Source organism: Kitasatospora sp. NPDC057223, from assembly GCF_042669755.1.
GTDB lineage: Bacteria > Actinomycetota > Actinomycetes > Streptomycetales > Streptomycetaceae > Kitasatospora.
Genome location: NZ_JBHUWW010000016.1, coordinates 57286 through 72067, shown reverse-complemented (window position 1 = coordinate 72067; position 14782 = coordinate 57286). Strand labels below are relative to the sequence as shown.

Annotated in this window: 18 protein-coding genes; 9 read left to right on the top strand and 9 right to left on the bottom strand. The window is 74.0% G+C overall.

Annotation, left to right across the window (positions count from 1 at the left end; genetic code table 11):
- Positions 1–44 precede the first annotated feature (44 nt).
- The 3 genes from ACFUK0_RS09300 to ACFUK0_RS09290 form a co-directional block, all read right to left on the bottom strand.
- Positions 45–344 (bottom strand): hypothetical protein, encoded by a 300-nt coding sequence (locus tag ACFUK0_RS09300; RefSeq protein WP_380247838.1) that lies wholly within the window; start codon positions 342–344, stop codon positions 45–47.
- 120 nt (positions 345–464) lie between these two features.
- Entirely contained in the window at positions 465–731 is a 267-nt protein-coding gene (locus ACFUK0_RS09295) for a UBP-type zinc finger domain-containing protein (RefSeq protein ID WP_380247836.1), read from the bottom strand.
- Positions 732–793: 62 nt separating this feature from the next.
- Positions 794–1663: a helix-turn-helix transcriptional regulator gene (locus ACFUK0_RS09290; RefSeq protein ID WP_380247834.1), complete on the bottom strand. Its 870-nt coding sequence runs from the start codon at positions 1661–1663 to the stop codon at positions 794–796.
- A 160-nt stretch (positions 1664–1823) separates the two neighbouring features.
- Between ACFUK0_RS09290 and ACFUK0_RS09285 the strand changes: the two genes are divergently transcribed.
- Together ACFUK0_RS09285 and ACFUK0_RS09280 are read left to right on the top strand one after the other, a co-directional pair.
- Positions 1824–2585, top strand: a complete 762-nt coding sequence (locus ACFUK0_RS09285) for an SDR family oxidoreductase (RefSeq protein WP_380247832.1) — start codon at positions 1824–1826, stop codon at positions 2583–2585.
- An 87-nt stretch (positions 2586–2672) separates the two neighbouring features.
- Positions 2673–5129, top strand: a complete 2457-nt coding sequence (locus ACFUK0_RS09280) for a YbhN family protein (protein WP_380247830.1) — start codon at positions 2673–2675, stop codon at positions 5127–5129.
- Positions 5130–5145: 16 nt separating this feature from the next.
- Here ACFUK0_RS09280 and ACFUK0_RS09275 read toward each other — a convergent pair whose 3' ends face one another.
- Together ACFUK0_RS09275 and ACFUK0_RS09270 are read right to left on the bottom strand one after the other, a co-directional pair.
- A complete protein-coding gene (locus ACFUK0_RS09275; protein ID WP_380247828.1) occupies positions 5146–6675 on the bottom strand; it encodes a hypothetical protein in 1530 nt (509 codons plus the stop codon).
- Positions 6676–6815: 140 nt separating this feature from the next.
- A complete protein-coding gene (locus ACFUK0_RS09270; protein WP_380247826.1) occupies positions 6816–7004 on the bottom strand; it encodes a hypothetical protein in 189 nt (62 codons plus the stop codon).
- A 187-nt stretch (positions 7005–7191) separates the two neighbouring features.
- On the opposite strand from ACFUK0_RS09270, the gene ACFUK0_RS09265 reads away from it, so the two are divergent.
- Positions 7192–7623: a GNAT family N-acetyltransferase gene (locus tag ACFUK0_RS09265; RefSeq protein WP_380247824.1), complete on the top strand. Its 432-nt coding sequence runs from the start codon at positions 7192–7194 to the stop codon at positions 7621–7623.
- A gap of 21 nt (positions 7624–7644) precedes the next feature.
- Here ACFUK0_RS09265 and ACFUK0_RS09260 read toward each other — a convergent pair whose 3' ends face one another.
- Both ACFUK0_RS09260 and ACFUK0_RS09255 read right to left on the bottom strand, forming a co-directional pair.
- Positions 7645–7866, bottom strand: coding sequence for a DUF397 domain-containing protein (locus tag ACFUK0_RS09260; RefSeq protein ID WP_380247822.1), 222 nt, complete (start codon positions 7864–7866; stop codon positions 7645–7647).
- Entirely contained in the window at positions 7866–8681 is an 816-nt protein-coding gene (locus tag ACFUK0_RS09255) for a Scr1 family TA system antitoxin-like transcriptional regulator (protein ID WP_380247820.1), read from the bottom strand. Before ACFUK0_RS09255 ends, ACFUK0_RS09260 begins: the two co-directional genes overlap by 1 nt.
- A gap of 149 nt (positions 8682–8830) precedes the next feature.
- Between ACFUK0_RS09255 and ACFUK0_RS09250 the strand changes: the two genes are divergently transcribed.
- Positions 8831–9079 (top strand): hypothetical protein, encoded by a 249-nt coding sequence (locus tag ACFUK0_RS09250; RefSeq protein WP_380247818.1) that lies wholly within the window; start codon positions 8831–8833, stop codon positions 9077–9079.
- Positions 9080–9304: 225 nt separating this feature from the next.
- Positions 9305–9532 (top strand): hypothetical protein, encoded by a 228-nt coding sequence (locus tag ACFUK0_RS09245; protein ID WP_380247816.1) that lies wholly within the window; start codon positions 9305–9307, stop codon positions 9530–9532.
- Positions 9533–9536: 4 nt separating this feature from the next.
- Here ACFUK0_RS09245 and ACFUK0_RS09240 read toward each other — a convergent pair whose 3' ends face one another.
- Positions 9537–10949 (bottom strand): PLP-dependent aminotransferase family protein, encoded by a 1413-nt coding sequence (locus ACFUK0_RS09240; RefSeq protein ID WP_380247815.1) that lies wholly within the window; start codon positions 10947–10949, stop codon positions 9537–9539.
- Between the two features lie 47 nt (positions 10950–10996).
- Between ACFUK0_RS09240 and ACFUK0_RS09235 the strand changes: the two genes are divergently transcribed.
- From ACFUK0_RS09235 to ACFUK0_RS09225, 3 genes are all read left to right on the top strand, one after another.
- Positions 10997–11482, top strand: coding sequence for a carboxymuconolactone decarboxylase family protein (locus ACFUK0_RS09235; RefSeq protein ID WP_380247813.1), 486 nt, complete (start codon positions 10997–10999; stop codon positions 11480–11482).
- 142 nt (positions 11483–11624) lie between these two features.
- Positions 11625–12266: a class I SAM-dependent methyltransferase gene (locus ACFUK0_RS09230; protein ID WP_380247811.1), complete on the top strand. Its 642-nt coding sequence runs from the start codon at positions 11625–11627 to the stop codon at positions 12264–12266.
- Positions 12263–12847 carry a TrmH family RNA methyltransferase gene (locus tag ACFUK0_RS09225; protein WP_380247809.1) on the top strand — a complete coding sequence of 195 codons (585 nt, stop codon included), beginning with the start codon at positions 12263–12265 and terminating at the stop codon, positions 12845–12847. Before ACFUK0_RS09230 ends, ACFUK0_RS09225 begins: the two co-directional genes overlap by 4 nt.
- Before the next feature lie 42 nt (positions 12848–12889).
- Here ACFUK0_RS09225 and ACFUK0_RS09220 read toward each other — a convergent pair whose 3' ends face one another.
- Entirely contained in the window at positions 12890–13375 is a 486-nt protein-coding gene (locus tag ACFUK0_RS09220; RefSeq protein ID WP_380247807.1) for a universal stress protein, read from the bottom strand.
- Positions 13376–13512: 137 nt separating this feature from the next.
- Between ACFUK0_RS09220 and ACFUK0_RS09215 the strand changes: the two genes are divergently transcribed.
- Positions 13513–14769, top strand: a complete 1257-nt coding sequence (locus ACFUK0_RS09215; RefSeq protein ID WP_380247805.1) for a cellulase family glycosylhydrolase — start codon at positions 13513–13515, stop codon at positions 14767–14769.
- The last annotated feature ends 13 nt before the right edge of the window (positions 14770–14782 follow it).

The following is a 14782-nucleotide window of genomic DNA, read 5'->3' as shown; positions in this document are numbered from 1 at the left end:
GGAGCGGTAGCCGCTCCCGCCCCTGACGGGTGCTGTCGCCGGAATCAGTGCGCGGAGTGCTTCTCCGCCCCACGGTGCCGGTGCCCCTTCAGCTCCGCGTGCGTCGCGGGCGCGGACTGCATCGTCGTGGCGGCGGCGTCGCGCCCGCCGTGGCGGAACGCGGTGTCCCCGAAGTGCATCCCGGTCAGGACGGCCGGTGGGGCGTTGGTGTTCAGCGTCGGCCCGAGCGGCCGGGGTGCGGCCGCCATTCCCCTGCGTTCGAGCAGTTCCTGCGTGCCGCGCTGGAGCCTGCTCATCCTGCCCGGCGGTTGCTCGGTCGCTTGCTCGGTCGATTGCTTGGTCATCGTCGACCTCCTTCGGCGGCGCCCGTCTCGCGGGTGCGGGGCGGGAGGCCGCACCGGCTGTTATGTCCGGATTTTATCCGATCTACACATTTTGGCCCGCCCAGCAGTCGCCCCCGGCGCTCAGTCCATCGCCTCGTGGACGTAGCACCAGCGCCACTCCTCCCCCGGCTCGTACGAGCGGATCACCGGGTGGGAGCTGTTGTGGAAATGCGCACTGGCGTGCCGCTGCGGGGAGTTGTCGCAGCAGCCGATGTGCCCGCAGTCCAGGCAGATCCGCAGATGCACCCAGTCCCGGCGCCCGGCGGCCAGACAGTCCGCGCAGCCGTCGGTGGGCGGCAGCGGCACGATGTCCCGGGGGGCCGCTGCAAGGTCTTCGCACGCGCTCATGCACGCAGCGTAGTCACGCGGAGCCGCTGCGGCGCGCAACCGCGCCGGTCAGCCTGCGCCGGTCAGCCTGCGAACCGGGCGTCCGGCGCCGGCGCGGCACTGCCGCCGGCCGTCCAACTGGCCAGCAGGGCCAGCTTCTGCGCGGTCGGCGACCCCGCCGGGGTGGTGTAGGTGACGAGCATCTGGTCGACCGCGCCGGTCACCGCGAGCGTCTCGTACCCGAGGTCGAGCTCACCCACCAGGCCGTGCCGGAGCAGCTTGCGGCCGTGGGTCTTGTCCTTCACCTGGTGGTCGGCCCAGAGCCGGCGGAACTCCTCGCTGCGCACGGCCAGTTCGCCGACCAGCGCGCTCAGCCGGCGGTCCTCCGGATACCGGCCCGCGTCCAGTCGCAGGAACGCGACCGTCTCGGCGGCGACGGCCTCCCACTGGGGGTAGAACTCCCGGCTCGCGGGGTCGAGGAAGACGCTCCGGGCCGCGTTGCGCTGCTCCGCCGGCTGGGCCGAGAACGCCAGCAGCGCGTCGCCGAGCGCGTTCCACGCCAGCACGTCCATCCGGCGGCCGAGGACGAAGGCCGGCACCCCGTCCATCATGTCCAGCAGCAGCTGGAGGCCCGGGCGGACGAGCTGCCTCCCCCGGGCCGACTTCTCGCGCCGCTCGGCGCGCGCGGGGCGGGTCAGGTCGCGCAGGTGGGCCTGCTCCACCTCGTCCAGGCGCAGCACCCGGGCCACCGCGTCCAGCACGGCGTCCGAGGCGGAGGTGCCACGGCCCTGCTCCAGCCGGATGTAGTAGTCCACGCTGACGCCCGCCAACTGCGCGACCTCCTCGCGCCGCAGGCCCTGGACGCGCCGGCGCCCGTGCGAGGGCAGGCCGACCTCCTCGGGCTGGATCCGCGCCCGGCGCGACCGGAGGAAGTCCCCCACCGTGTTCTCCATCCCCCCAGGCTAGTCCGCGCCCGGCGAGCCAGCCTGGTACTGGTTTTCCCAGGAAAGGCACAGCCTGGTCCGCCTCCTCGGGGCGCCGCAGAGTGGAGCCGTCAGCCAGTCGCAGCACCCGCCGCAGCACCGGGCCGCAGCACCCTCCCGAGGAGTCGTCATGAGCTACCCCACCCTTTCCGGCCGCACCGCCGTCGTCACCGGAGCCGCCAGCGGAATGGGCGCGGCCACCGCCCGGCTGCTCGCCGCGAACGGCGCCCGGGTCGCCCTGCTGGCCCGCCGCACCGACCGGCTGGAGGACCTCGCCGCGAAGATCACCGCCGACGGCGGCCAGGCCCTCGCCGTCACCGTGGACGTCACCGACCAGGCCTCGGTGGACTCGGCCGCGGCCCGCGTCCGGGAGGCGTACGGCCTGGTCGACCTGGTGGTCAACAACGCCGGCGTGATGCTGCCCAACCCGGTGGACGACGGCCGGATCGACGAGTGGAGCCGGATGATCGACACCAACCTGACCGGCGCCCTGCGCGTCATCCGCGCCTTCACCGCCGACCTCACCGCCTCCGCCGCCGACGGCCGCACCGCCGACCTGGTGAACATCTCCTCGATCGGTGCCCACCTGGTCTTCCCCACCTTCGCGGTGTACTCGGCCACCAAGGCCGCGATCACCCAGCTGTCCGCCGCCCTGCGCAGCGAGCTGGGCCCGCGCGACGTCCGGGTCACCAACGTCGAGCCCGGCCTGACCGACACCGAGCTGGGCAGCCACATCGACAACCCGCTGCTGACCGAGCAGATCAACGGCATGTTCGCCGCCATCCCGGCGCTCACCGCCGAGGACATCGCCGACCTGATCGGCTACACCGTGAGCCGCCGCCGGGACGTCAACCTGCGCCAGCTGATCGCCCTGCCGACCCGCCAGGCCTGACGCCCCTCCCGGCCCCGCCGCCGGCAGCCGCCCTGCCTTTCCGGGCCCGCCGCACCCGCGGCGGGGCCCGGCGTGGGAGCATGCCGCGTGGCCACGGTGACAGAGCGACACGACAGCGGCACGGGTGCGGACCGGCCCGCCGGGATCCCCGGACAGGTGCCCGCCGGTCCACCCGCCCCCGCCCGCGCCCCCGCCCGCGGCGGGCCGACCGACCGGGTGCGCCAGCCCGCCGCGCTGATCCGCTTCCTGCTCGGCCTCGCCGCCATCGGCCTCACCGTGCTGCTCGCCGAGTACGCGCAGGCCACCGCGCGCGGCCTGGACGCGGACGTCATCTCGGGCGCCGGCCTCGTCCCGCACCCGGTGGCCCGGGTGGCCGGCGTACTGGCGACGGCCGCCCTGCTGCTCGTCCCCGCCGTCTCGGCCGGCCGCCGGCTGCTCGGCCGGGACCGCCGGCGCGGACGCCAGCAGGTCACCGACGGCCTGCTCGCCGCCGTCCTCGCGTACGGCGTCTGCGTCGCCCTGAACCTCTGGGTGGACAGCTCCGCCCCGGACAGCCTGCTGCACGCCCTCACCCACCCGCTGCCCGACGGCCCCGGCCGCACCGAACCCGTCTACGGCTACCTCGCGCCCGTCCTCGCCTTCCTCACCGCCTCCGGCGCCCGCGACCGGCACCGCCCCCGGATGGTGCTCGCCGTGTCCGGCGTGGCCGGGCTCCTCACCCAGTACGCCGGCCCGCTCTCCCTGCTGCTCGCCCTGCTGATCGGCGCCACCGTCGCCCACGGCACGCTGTACGCGGTCGGCGTGCCCGACCCCCGGCCCCGGCCGGAGGCCCTGATGCGCAGCCTGCGCGCGGTCGGCCTGCGCCCCTGCACCGTCACCCAGGACGGCCCCGACCGCTACCTCGTCCGGCAGGACAACGGGCGCCCCGACCTCGACGTGCTGCTGCTCGACCGGCAGGCCCTGGTCGCCGCGCTCTTCCAGCGGGTCTGGCGCCGGCTGCGGCTGCGCACCGCCCCGCACCCGCGCGTGCTGCGCTCACTGCGCACCGGCCTGGAGCACGAGGCCCTCGTCTCGTACGCCGCCGTGGCCGCCGGGGTGCGCACCCGCAAGGTGGCCGCCAGCGCCGAACTCGGCCCGGACGCCGCCCTCGTCGCCTACGAGCACGTCCCCGGACGGACCCTCGACCTGCTCGCCGACGAGGAGGTGACCGACGCCCTGCTCGCCGACGCCTGGACCCAGTTCGGCCTGCTGCAGACCCGGGAGATCTCGCACCGGGCGCTGGTGCCGGAGGCCGTCCTGATCGCCGAGGACGGCGCCGTCCACCTGGTCGGCCTCGCGGACGGCGACATCGCGGCGAGCGAGCTCGTCCTCCAGGCCGACACCGCGCAGCTGCTCACCACCCTCGCCCTTCGGGCCGGCGCCGAGCGGGCCGTCCGCTCCGCCGTCGCCGTGCTGGGCTCCGACCCCGTCGGCGCCGCACTGCCGCTGCTCCAGCCGATAGCGCTCGCCCGCTGCACCCGGACCGCCCTCAAGGAACAGCCCGAACTGCTCGACGCCATCCGGGCCGAGGTGCTCCGGGCCCGCCCGCAGGCGCCCGTCGGCCCGATCCGGCTGGAGCGGCTGCGGCCCCGCACCCTGGTCGCGGTGGTGGGCGGCGTGGTCGCCGGCTGCCTGCTGCTGCCGCCGTTCTTCAGCAGCGACGACAACCCGATCACCACCCTCGTGGGCGCCGACCCGGGCTGGATGACGCTCGCCGTCCTCGCCGCCACCGCGAGCCACCTCGCCGCGACCATGGGCTTCGTCGGCTTCGTGCCCGAGCGGCTGAACCTCTGGCACGCCACGCTCGCCCAGGTGGCCGGCTCCTTCGTCAAGATCGTCTCGCCCGGCGGGGTCGGCGGCGTCGCCCTCAACACCCGCTTCCTCCAGCGCTCCGGCATCCCGACCGCGCAGGCCCTCTCCAGCGTCGGCGTCGGCCAACTGCTCGGCCTCGTCCTGCACCTGCTCCAGCTCGGCGCGTTCGCCTCCCTGATGAACCAGAACCCCGGCTCCGAAATGAACGCCCTGCCGATCGTGGTCGGCGGGCTGGCCGGCGCCGCCGTCCTGCTCAGCGTGGTGGCGGCGGTCGCCCCGGCCCGTCGCTGGCTGGTCGCCCGGCTGCGCCCGCTCACCTCCGAGGTGCTCCCCCGGCTGCTCGACCTGCTGCGCAGCCCCGGCCGGCTGGCCGCCGGGATCACCGGACAGCTGCTGGTCTCGCTCTGCCTGGTCGCCTGCCTGTACTGCTGCGCGCACGCCGTCGGTGCCGAGCCGGGTTTCGCCGCCGTCGCCGTCGTCCTGCTGGTCGGCAACGCCGTGGGCAGCGCCGCCCCGACCCCGGGCGGGGCCGGGGTCACCGACGGCGCACTGTCCTTCGGGCTGGTCGCGACGGCCGGCATGACCGAGGGCTCGATCGCCGCCGTGGCCCTCTACCGGCTGCTGACCCTGCTGCTGCCCGTCCTGCCCGGCTGGGCTGCCTTCGCCTGGCTCCAGCGCCGCAAGGCGCTGTAGGGCGCTCCTCGGCCGCTCAGGCGCTGGACCCGGGCCCGGTCCTGTCGCCACCCAGGAGGTCGTCCATCGCGATCACGTCGGCGGCCGCCGGCGCCGTGATCCGGGGGTCCGCCCCGAAGGCGGAGTACTCCTCGGTGACGCTGTACGCCCCCTTGGAACCGCTGCCGGACTCCTGCGCCTTGACCGGCAGGCCGTCAGCCCCGATCCAGACGTCGATCCCGACCTTCGCCAGGCCGTGGTCCTCGGCCTCCCGGACGAACATGTCGCGCTCGAACCAGTTGATGGCGGCTCCCCGGTAGCCGGCGAGGGCGGTGAGTTCGACGGTGCCCCGGTAGTGCTCGGCGGGGCGGCCGCCGACGTCCTCGGTGGCCACCCGGGCGACGTCGTCACTGGTGGCGAGCGAGCCGAGGAGAGCGGACAGGAAGCCCTTGGCCCCCGCTTCGCTGCTGCCGAACTTCATGCTCAGCCAGCTCTTGCCCGGCAGGTTCTCGGCCCGGGAGTACATCAGCCCGTCCATCAGGATCATGTGCCGGTGCCCGTCGCCGCTGCTGCCGTACTCCGGGTTGCCCCAGGACTCGATCTCGGACGCCTTCGTCCCGTCGAAGACCATCAGGGAGCGCTGCCCCGAGCCCGCCGGGCCCGTCCGGGCCGTCCGGTACGAGTTCTGCTTCGCGGCCTTCGCGGCAGCGGCCCGCAGGGCGGCCGCCGCGGTGCGGGACGGGCCGTCCGGCCTCGGGTCCGCCGGCTGCGAGATCCGCGGGTCCACGACGATCTCGCTCGCGGCCGGGGGGACGATCCTCGGCGCGCGGCCCAGGCCCGAGAACCGCAGCACGAACGGGCCGCCCGAGTTCATCGAGGTCTGCGACCGGTCGTCCAGGAACAGCTTGAGCTGGACGAGCTCCTGCTCGGCGTTGAGGGCGAACTCCGCCATGAAGGTGCGCTTCACCCCGGCCGGACCGGGCCAGTACGGCTTGCCGTCGCCCGCGTCGGGCGTGCCCGGCACCGTCACCAGCGCGTCCAGCGGCTCGATGCTGCGGTAGCGCTTGGTCTCGACCCCGTCGACCGGCCCGGAGCCCACCAGGCTCAGCGTGCCGCTGCGGGCCGCCGAGGTCATCCGCAGCACGGGGTTGACGATCCTCGTGAGACCGGCGCCGGTGCCGTCCGCAGGCGCCTGCTGCCCGCCCTCGGCGGTGGCGCGGTCCGCCGTCCAGCTCCGGCCGCCCTTCACCTCGGCCGCCGGCACGCTCCGGTACAGCGTGTCGCCGAGCGACCGCATCCGGAAGTCGGCGGCCGTGAGGTCGAGCGCCGTCCCGTCCGTCCAGTCGGCGGAGCCCTTCACCAGCCCCTTCAGCGGGCCGTCCGTCAGACCGGCCGGCACGACCAGTTCGACGGAGCCGTTGCCGGCCTTCCGCATCACCGCGACCGACGCGTTGATGGCGTCCTCGGCCTCGGAGGACCGGGAGCCGGCCCCGCCGTCACAGGCGGTCAGCGCACCCGCCAGTACGGCACCCACGACGGCAACAGAAAAGAGGCGCAGCGCGCGCATGACCCATCCCCCCACACGGTCCGCGGGCCCGGGGCCCGGCGCGGACGATCATGCCAGAGCGTTCGAACGGGTCCAAACGAAATCCGGATGACCTGTGGTGGAAGAGTGCGCAGGTGGACGGCCCGGCGGCAGCCGGTGCGTCAGCGGTACTCGTCCTCGTCCAGCTCGACGACCCGGGCCTGCTCGGCGGCGTCGGCGACGTCCGTGGCCGGGTCCGCGCCCAGCGCCCGGCGCTCCACCAGCTCGTCGTACTCGTCACCCTCCGGATCGTCCGGCTCCGGCTCGGCGATCTCGGCCTTGTCCACGAAGTCCTCGGGAATCTGCGGCATGGCGTCGTCCTCGCTGCTCGGAGTCTCACCCGGGCCCGGCTGGACCCTGCCCGACGGGGCCCTTGAAGTATCCGTCCGCAACCGCCCCGACGCGACGCGTCGCCCGGACCCCGGCGTGTTGCCCGGCCGGGGCCCGGCCGCCGATATCCACTGGCCCGCCGACCGGCCCGACTGCTTGGATCCGGGGATGAACACTGCCCTCCCCGCCGGCTACGAGATCTCCACCGACCCCGGGCGCCTCGACGCCGCACAGATCCACCGGTGGCTGTCCGAGGACGCCTACTGGGCGCTCGGCCGCCCCCGCGAGAAGCAGGACGCCGCCATCGCCGGCTCCCTCAACTTCGGCGTCTACGACACCGCCTCCGGCGCCCAGCTCGGCTACGCCCGCGTGGTCACCGACCACACCACCTTCGCCTGGCTCTGCGACGTCTACATCGCCCCCGACGCCCGCGGCAAGGGCCTCGGCACCGCCCTGGCCGCCACCGTCCGCGACCACCTCGCGCCGTACGGCATCCGCCGCATCATGCTGGCCACCGCGGACGCCCACGGGGTGTACGCCAAGGCCGGGTTCGAGCCGCTGACCACGCCGGAGAAGTGGATGGTGCTGGGCACCCAGTGAAGCCCTGCCGGGGGCGAACCGCTAGAGCGCGGCCCGGCGGAGGACGTCCTGAGCGGCGGCCGACACGAAGGACTGCCACGCCTCGGCCGGGAAGACCAGCGCCGGGCCGTGCGGGTCCTTCGAGTCACGGACGGGAGTGAGGCCGGCCAGCCCCCGGGCGGCCTCGATGCAGTCGCCGCCGTTGTCGCTGCTGTAGCTGCTCTTGTGCCAGGTGACGGGGAGGGCGCTCGCGCTGGTGGTCATCACAGTTCCTTTGCGACGGCGGCGATCAGGTCGATCGACGCATCGGGCGGCAGGGCAACGGCCGTGAGGAGATCATAGGCGCGGGCGGCAGCCTTGACCTGGGCCGGATCGGCCAGGATCTGGCCCTGCAGGAACCCGTCCACGTAGACGATGCTGGGCCCCTCATCGAGGGTCAGCGCGGAGAACGGACCGCCGACCCCGGCGTGCAGCCCCGCACTGAAGGGAACGACCTGAACCACGGTGCTGGGCCGCTCCGCCGCCGTGATGAGGCTTTCGAGCTGCGCGCGCATCACCTCGGCCCCGCTCGGAGGGCGCCGCAGCACGTTCTCGTCCAGGACGACCCACAACTCCGGCGGTGTACGGCCGTTGAGGACGTGCTGGCGCTGGAGCCGGGCGGCCACCTGCTCGTCCACGGTCTCCCGGTCGAGCCGGCGGGCGGCCAGAACGGCCCGCGCGTACTCCTCGGTCTGGAGAAGTCCGGGCACTACCTGCACCTGGAACGAGCGAATGGCCGTGGCCGCCTCCTCCAGGTCGACGTACGGCCGAAACCAGGCCGGATAGGCGTATTTGATGACCAGCGGCCAGAGGCGCTGGAAATGGTCCGCCGTCCCGAATACCGAATCCGCAACCTCGGACAGATCCTTGGTCGGCAACCGCAGCCCCGCCTCGATCTTGTTGAGCAACGACGGCGCCATGAGCGCCTGCCCGGCCAGCGCCCGCTGCGTCAGACCCGACGCCTCACGGCGCCGCCGCAGGTCCGTCGCATAGAACGCGAGTACGGATGACGAGGGGTCAAGTTTTTCGGCATATGCCATGGATGGCTCCCAATCCATTGACATTCGGGGAAGTCAATCCCGCCACCCTGTCGGGCACCGGTCCGTACCCGCAACGATAGCCACGGACCGGCGAGGAGAAATCCGATCGGCCATATTTCTCCGCCCCCTGACGAAAGGCCAGATCCCGTATGACCGGCACCGACCCCCGACCGGAACCCGAACACCCCGGCCGCCGAATCCCGCCACCGCCGGACTGGCGTCCCGCAGCCGGTGGAGCCGCGGCCGTCGCACCCCCCGACTGGGAGATCAGCGACCCGGCCGCGCCCCGCTGCCGGGCCGAAGTGGTCGACGTGGTGGACGACCTGGTGACCGTCCGCGTCTGCGGCCGGCTCAGGCTGCGACGGCTCCCCCAGGTGGCGCCCTGGGAGGAGACGTGAGCAACCCGGAGCCGTCCGACCGCGCCGCCGACGGCCCGCCGGGCCCGTACGCACCTCGCCGGGGCGAACGCGTCCGCGACCACCACCGGGGGCGGGAGGGCGTCTACATGGACACCCAGGGCGGACGCCGCTACCTGCGCCCCGACGGCGGCGGGGTCGAGTGGACGGCACGGCCCGAACACGTCGGCCCCGCCGACGGATTACCGCCCCGCCCGGGCGAGCGCGATGCGGGCCGTTGAGCGGGCGTACGCCATCGCTGCCGCGCTGGCCCTCGCTGCGGGCGCCGACGTGCGGGTGAGCAGAACGCCCGGCGGGTACCTGCTGACGGCGGCCGTCCCGGCCGATCCGCAAAGGCAGTTGGAGACGCTGCCCGCACTGGGGTTGTCGGACCGGTTCGGGCACTCCAGCCGGGACGGCCTGCTCTGGTGCGCGGTGGACGCCCTGGAGGCCTGAGCCGCTACGGCAGCGCGCGGCAGAGGGCGTCCAGGGCGGCGGGGAAGGCGTGGTCGGGCGGGGTGCCGTAGCCGACGACGAGACCGTCCTGGACGGGTGTGGTGGCGGCGGGGTGGCGGTAGGCGGCCAGGCCGTCCACGGCCAGGCCCTGCCAGGCGGCGCCCTTCAGGACGCTCGGCTCGGTGCCCGGCGGGAGCCGCAGGACGGCGTGCAGGCCGGCGGCGATGCCGGTGACCCGCACGTGCGGGGCCCGCTCCGCCAGGGTGGCAACCAGCTGGTCGCGGCGGCGGCGGTAGCGCAGCCGCATCCGGCGGATGTGGCGGTCGTAGCCGCCGGAGTCGATGAAGTCGGCGAGGGTCAGCTGGTCGGTCACGCTCGTCCAGGCCTCGCGCTCGCCCTTCTCGGCGAGCACCTCGTCGACCAGGTGGCCGGGCAGCACCATCCAGCCGAGGCGCAGCGCCGGCGAGAGGCTCTTGCTGACCGAGCCGAGATAGCAGACCCGCTCGGGGTCGAGGCCCTGGAGGGCGCCGACCGCCTGCCGGTCGTAGCGGAACTCGCCGTCGTAGTCGTCCTCCAGGACGAGGCCGCCGGTGGCGCGGGCCCAGTCGACGGCGGCCGCGCGGCGGGCGGGGTGCAGCGGGCCGCCGGTGGGGAACTGGTGGGCGGCGGTGAGCAGCACCGCCCGGGCCGTGGTGGCCGGGAGGTCGCCGGTGCGGGCGCCGTGCTCGTCGATCGCCAGCGCGGTGGTGGCGCGGGCGGGCGTTTCGAGCAGGCCCCGGTGGAAGGCCAGCCCGTACGACTCGACGGCGAACGGGCCGTCGAGCAGCGGCACGAGCAGCCGCAGGGCGTGCGCGAAACCGGCGCAGACCACGATCCGGTCGGGGTCGGTGCGCACGCCCCGGGCCCGGGCGAGGTAGCCGGCGAGGCTGCGGCGCAGTTCGGCGCGGCCGCGCGGGTCGCCGGCGCCGAAGGCGTCGTTGGGTGCCGCGGTCAGCGCCCGGCGGGCGGAGGCCAGCCAGGCGGCGCGGGGGAAGGAGGCGGCGTCGGGGGAGCCCGGCCGCAGGTCGTACGAGGGCCGGGGCGGGCGCTCGGCCGGGGCGGCGCGGCGCACCGGCCCGCGCTCCGGCGGGGTGGCGCGGGCCGCGACCCGGGTGCCGGAGCCCTGGCGGGCGGTGAGCCAGCCCTCGGCGACGAGTTCGGCGTAGGCCTCGGCGACGGTGTTGCGGGCGAGGCCGAGGTCGGTGGCGAGCGTGCGGTAGGACGGCAGCCGGGTGCCGGGGGTGAGGCGTCCGGAGCGGACGGCGTCCCGCAGGGCGTCCATCAGGGCGGCGCGGCGGCCCCGGCCGGGGCGCAGGTCCAGATGGAGGTCGCTGCCGGGGTCGGCGGGCGGCGCCGGATTGACCCGTGAATCTGCCATGGAAATGAACCCTACCCGTGGTGCATTCGGATCCTAGAGTTGTCCACATGACGACCACCGAGAACGCCGCCGCCACCGCCAGCACCACCACCGCCCGCGTGAACTACGCCAAGGCCGCCCCGAAGGCCTTCCGCGCCCTGCTCGCCCTGGACGCCGCCGCCCGCGAGGGCCTCGACCCGGCGCTCGTCGAACTGGTGCAGATCCGCTCCTCGCAGCTCAACAACTGCGCGTACTGCCTGGACATGCACGTCAAGGACGCCCGCAAGGCCGGCGAGAGCGACGAGCGGGTCTACCTGCTCTCCGTCTGGCGCGAGGCCCCGGCCGGGGTCTACAGCGCGAAGGAGCGCGCGGCACTGGCCCTCGCCGAGGCCGTCACCCGGATCGGCGACGGCGGCGTACCGGACGAGGTGTACGGGCCGGCGGCCGAGCAGTTCGAGGACGCCGAGCTGGCCCAGCTGATCTCGCTGATCTTCACCATCAACACCTGGAACCGGATCGCCGTCACCACCCGCAAGATCCCCGGCATCGGCTGACCGGGCGGGAACGGCCGGGGCAGGGGTCCTGACCTGCGGGGATCCGGGGGCGGCGGGGGCAAGGGTACGATCAATGCCGAACAAGCAGGGCTGATCCGCGCCCACCCGGTGGCCCAGGCCCTTACGACCCGACGGGGAAATCATGTCCGGCTCGCACTACTTCACCGGTGCACCCGACGTCGCCAGCGAGCGACGACCGATCACCGTGACCCTGCCTGACATCACCCTGGAGCTCACCACCGACACCGGGGTCTTCTCCCGGAGCCGGCTGGACCCGGGCACCCGCATCCTGCTGGAGCACGCGCCGCCGCCGCACGTGAAGGGCCCGATCCTCGACATGGGCTGCGGGTACGGGCCGATCGCGCTCACCTGGGCGTCGCGCCGCAAGCGCTCCGCCGTCTGGGCGGTCGACATCAACACCCGGGCGCTCGACCTGGTCACCGACAACGCGAAGGCGCTCGGCCTGAACAACGTCCAGGCCGTCCTGCCCGACGACGTGCCCGAGGACGTGCGGTTCGCGGCGATCTACTCCAACCCGCCGATCCGGATCGGCAAGGGCGCGCTGCACCGCCTGCTGCACCGCTGGCTGCCGCGCCTGACACCGGACGGCTCGGCCTTCCTCGTCGTCCAGCGCAACCTCGGTTCGGACTCCCTGCAGAAGTGGCTGAACACCGAGGGCTACCCGACCACGCGGGTCACCTCGGTCAACGGATTCCGGATTCTCGAAGCGCGGCCCCGCCCCGAGGCCGCCACCCCCGACAGTGGACGAGGTACGACGACGTGAAGCAGCTCCGCGGGACCGATCTGAAGCGCCTGCACCGCCAGTGGCGGCGCAGCAACGAGTTCAAGCTGGCGCTGATCCTGGAGAACCTCCAGTCGCCCTTCAACGTGGGCTCGATCGTCCGCACGGCGTCCGCGATGGGCGCCGAGAAGCTCTACCTCACCGGCGACACCCCCTCGGTGCGGTCGGCGGGCGCGCAGAAGGCCGCGATGGGCACCGACCGGTACCTGAAGGCGCAGCACTTCGAGACGGTCGCCGAGGCGGTGGCGCAGGCGCGGGCCGACGGCTTCCGCATCGTCGGGCTCGAACTTGCCGACGAGGCCGAGCCGTTGTTCGCGGCGAAGCTCACCCCGGCGACGGCGTTCATGGTCGGCCACGAGGACCGCGGCGTCACCCCCGAGGGCCTGGCGCTGTGCGACACCGTCGCGTTCGTCCCGCAGCTGGGCCGGGTCGGCTCGCTGAACGTCTCCTCCGCCACGGCGGTCGCCTGCTACGAGGCCCGCCGCCAGGGCTACGCGATCAGCGGCACGCCGGACGGCAGCGACGCCGGCGACCCGGGCGACCTGGACCTCGACGAGGAGTGACGGCCGGCGGGCGCGGGTCCGGAGCCTGTCCCGACAGGCCCTCTAGGGCACGACCGTGACCGGCCAGCGCCCCGCCTTCACCAGCCGCACCGCCACCGAGCCGATGATCCGGTGGCCGGCCTGCTCGGAGGCTCCGACGACCACGGCGTCGGCCTTGAGCCGGTCCGCGGTCTGCACCAGGCCGATGAACGGGTCGCCCCGGAAGGTGTGGAACTCCCACCGGACCTCGAAGATGCCGCGCAGCCGCTCCGCCGCCGCCCGGATCTCGCGGACCAGCTCGTCCGCGACCTCCTCGGTGGTGTCGTTGACCGAGGCGCCCATCGCCGCCGCGCCGGCGTACACCGGCTGCACGTACACGATGGCCAGCAGCGCGTTCTGGCGACGGGCCAGCCCGGCCGCGTACGCGGTGGCGCGGGCAGCGGCGGCGGAGCCGTCCATGCCCGCCACGATCACCTTGGGCCCGTCCGTGCCCCGCTCGAATCCCGTCCCCGCCTCGTCCGGGCGCTGCGTCTGGCTCTCTTCGCTCACACCACCGAGCGTACGACTGCCCGGCGCCTGCCCGGAGGACCGACCGGCCGCCGCGACGTCCGCGGGCCCGGCCGGCTCGAACAGGCATCCGTGGCCCTCCTTCACCGGCCCGGAGGGGCTCGCCTAGGCTGTGCGCCATGGGGAAGCTTTCCGGTAGACGACAGCGACTGTTGGTTGCGGTGGTCGCGTTCGTGATTTCCGCGGTCGCGACGATCGTCGCCACTGACTCGCCGTCCGCGGTCGCGCCGTCCGACTCCGCCCCGGGCAGCACGAGTTCGGCCCCGGCCCCGGCGGGCGGCGAGAGCGGCCCGGCCGCCGCGCAGGCGTCGAACGGCCGTCAGCTCCACATCGGCATCGCGTACGGGGACACCCTCACCTGGAAGTCCGACAAGGACCTCGCGATCGGACTCGACGACGCCGCCAACTCCGGCGCCAAGTGGGTGCGGGTCGACCTGTCCTGGAAGAACATCCAGCCGGAGAACTCCAAGCACTACGAGTGGCAGCGCTTCGACCGGGTCGTCAAGGCCGCCCGCGACCGCAAGCTCGAAGTCCTCCCCACCATCGCCTACACCCCGGCCTGGGCCCGCAAGGCCGGCTGCCAGGGTGACGACGCGTCATGCCCGCCGGCCGACCCCGCCCTGTTCGCCGCGTTCGCCGAGGACGCCGCGCAGCGGTACGCGCCGATGGGGGTGCACACCTGGGAGATCTGGAACGAGCCGAACATCCCGTTCTGGGCCCCCAAGCCCGACCCGGCCGCCTACACCAAGCTGCTGGAGGTCACCTCCAAGGCCCTGCGGGCCGCCGACCCCAAGGCGTACGTCCTGATGGGCGGCCTCGCCGCGGTCGGCACCAACCCGGAGAAGGCGTACGTCTCGCAGACCGACTTCCTCACCGAGGTCTCCAAGCTCGGCGCCAACCGGATGGTGGACGCGATCAGCTACCACCCGTACACCTACCCGGACCTGCCGAGCGCGCGGACCACCTACGGCACCGCCTTCGAGCAGATCAGCACCGCGAAGGACAACCTCGTCGCGGTGCTGGACAAGTACGGCACGCCCGACCTGCCGATCTGGCTCACCGAGACCGGCGCCCCCACCGACGGTCCCGGCACGGCCGCCGACGGCAAGTCGAACGCGGCGGACACGGCCACCCACGTGACCGAGGAGTTCCAGGCCGCGATCGCCACCGACACCATCCCGGCCTCGGCCGCCAACCGGCACGTGGAGGCCGTCTTCTGGTTCGCCGACCAGGACGCGGGCACCGACAAGGACCGGGCGCACCGCTCCCTGTTCTACGGCCTGCGCCGCTACGACGGCTCCCCGAAGCCCTCCCTCGACGCGTTCGGCTCCGCCATCGCCGCGTACGAGAAGCAGCAGAAGCAGCAGAAGCAGTAGCCGCCCGGCCCCG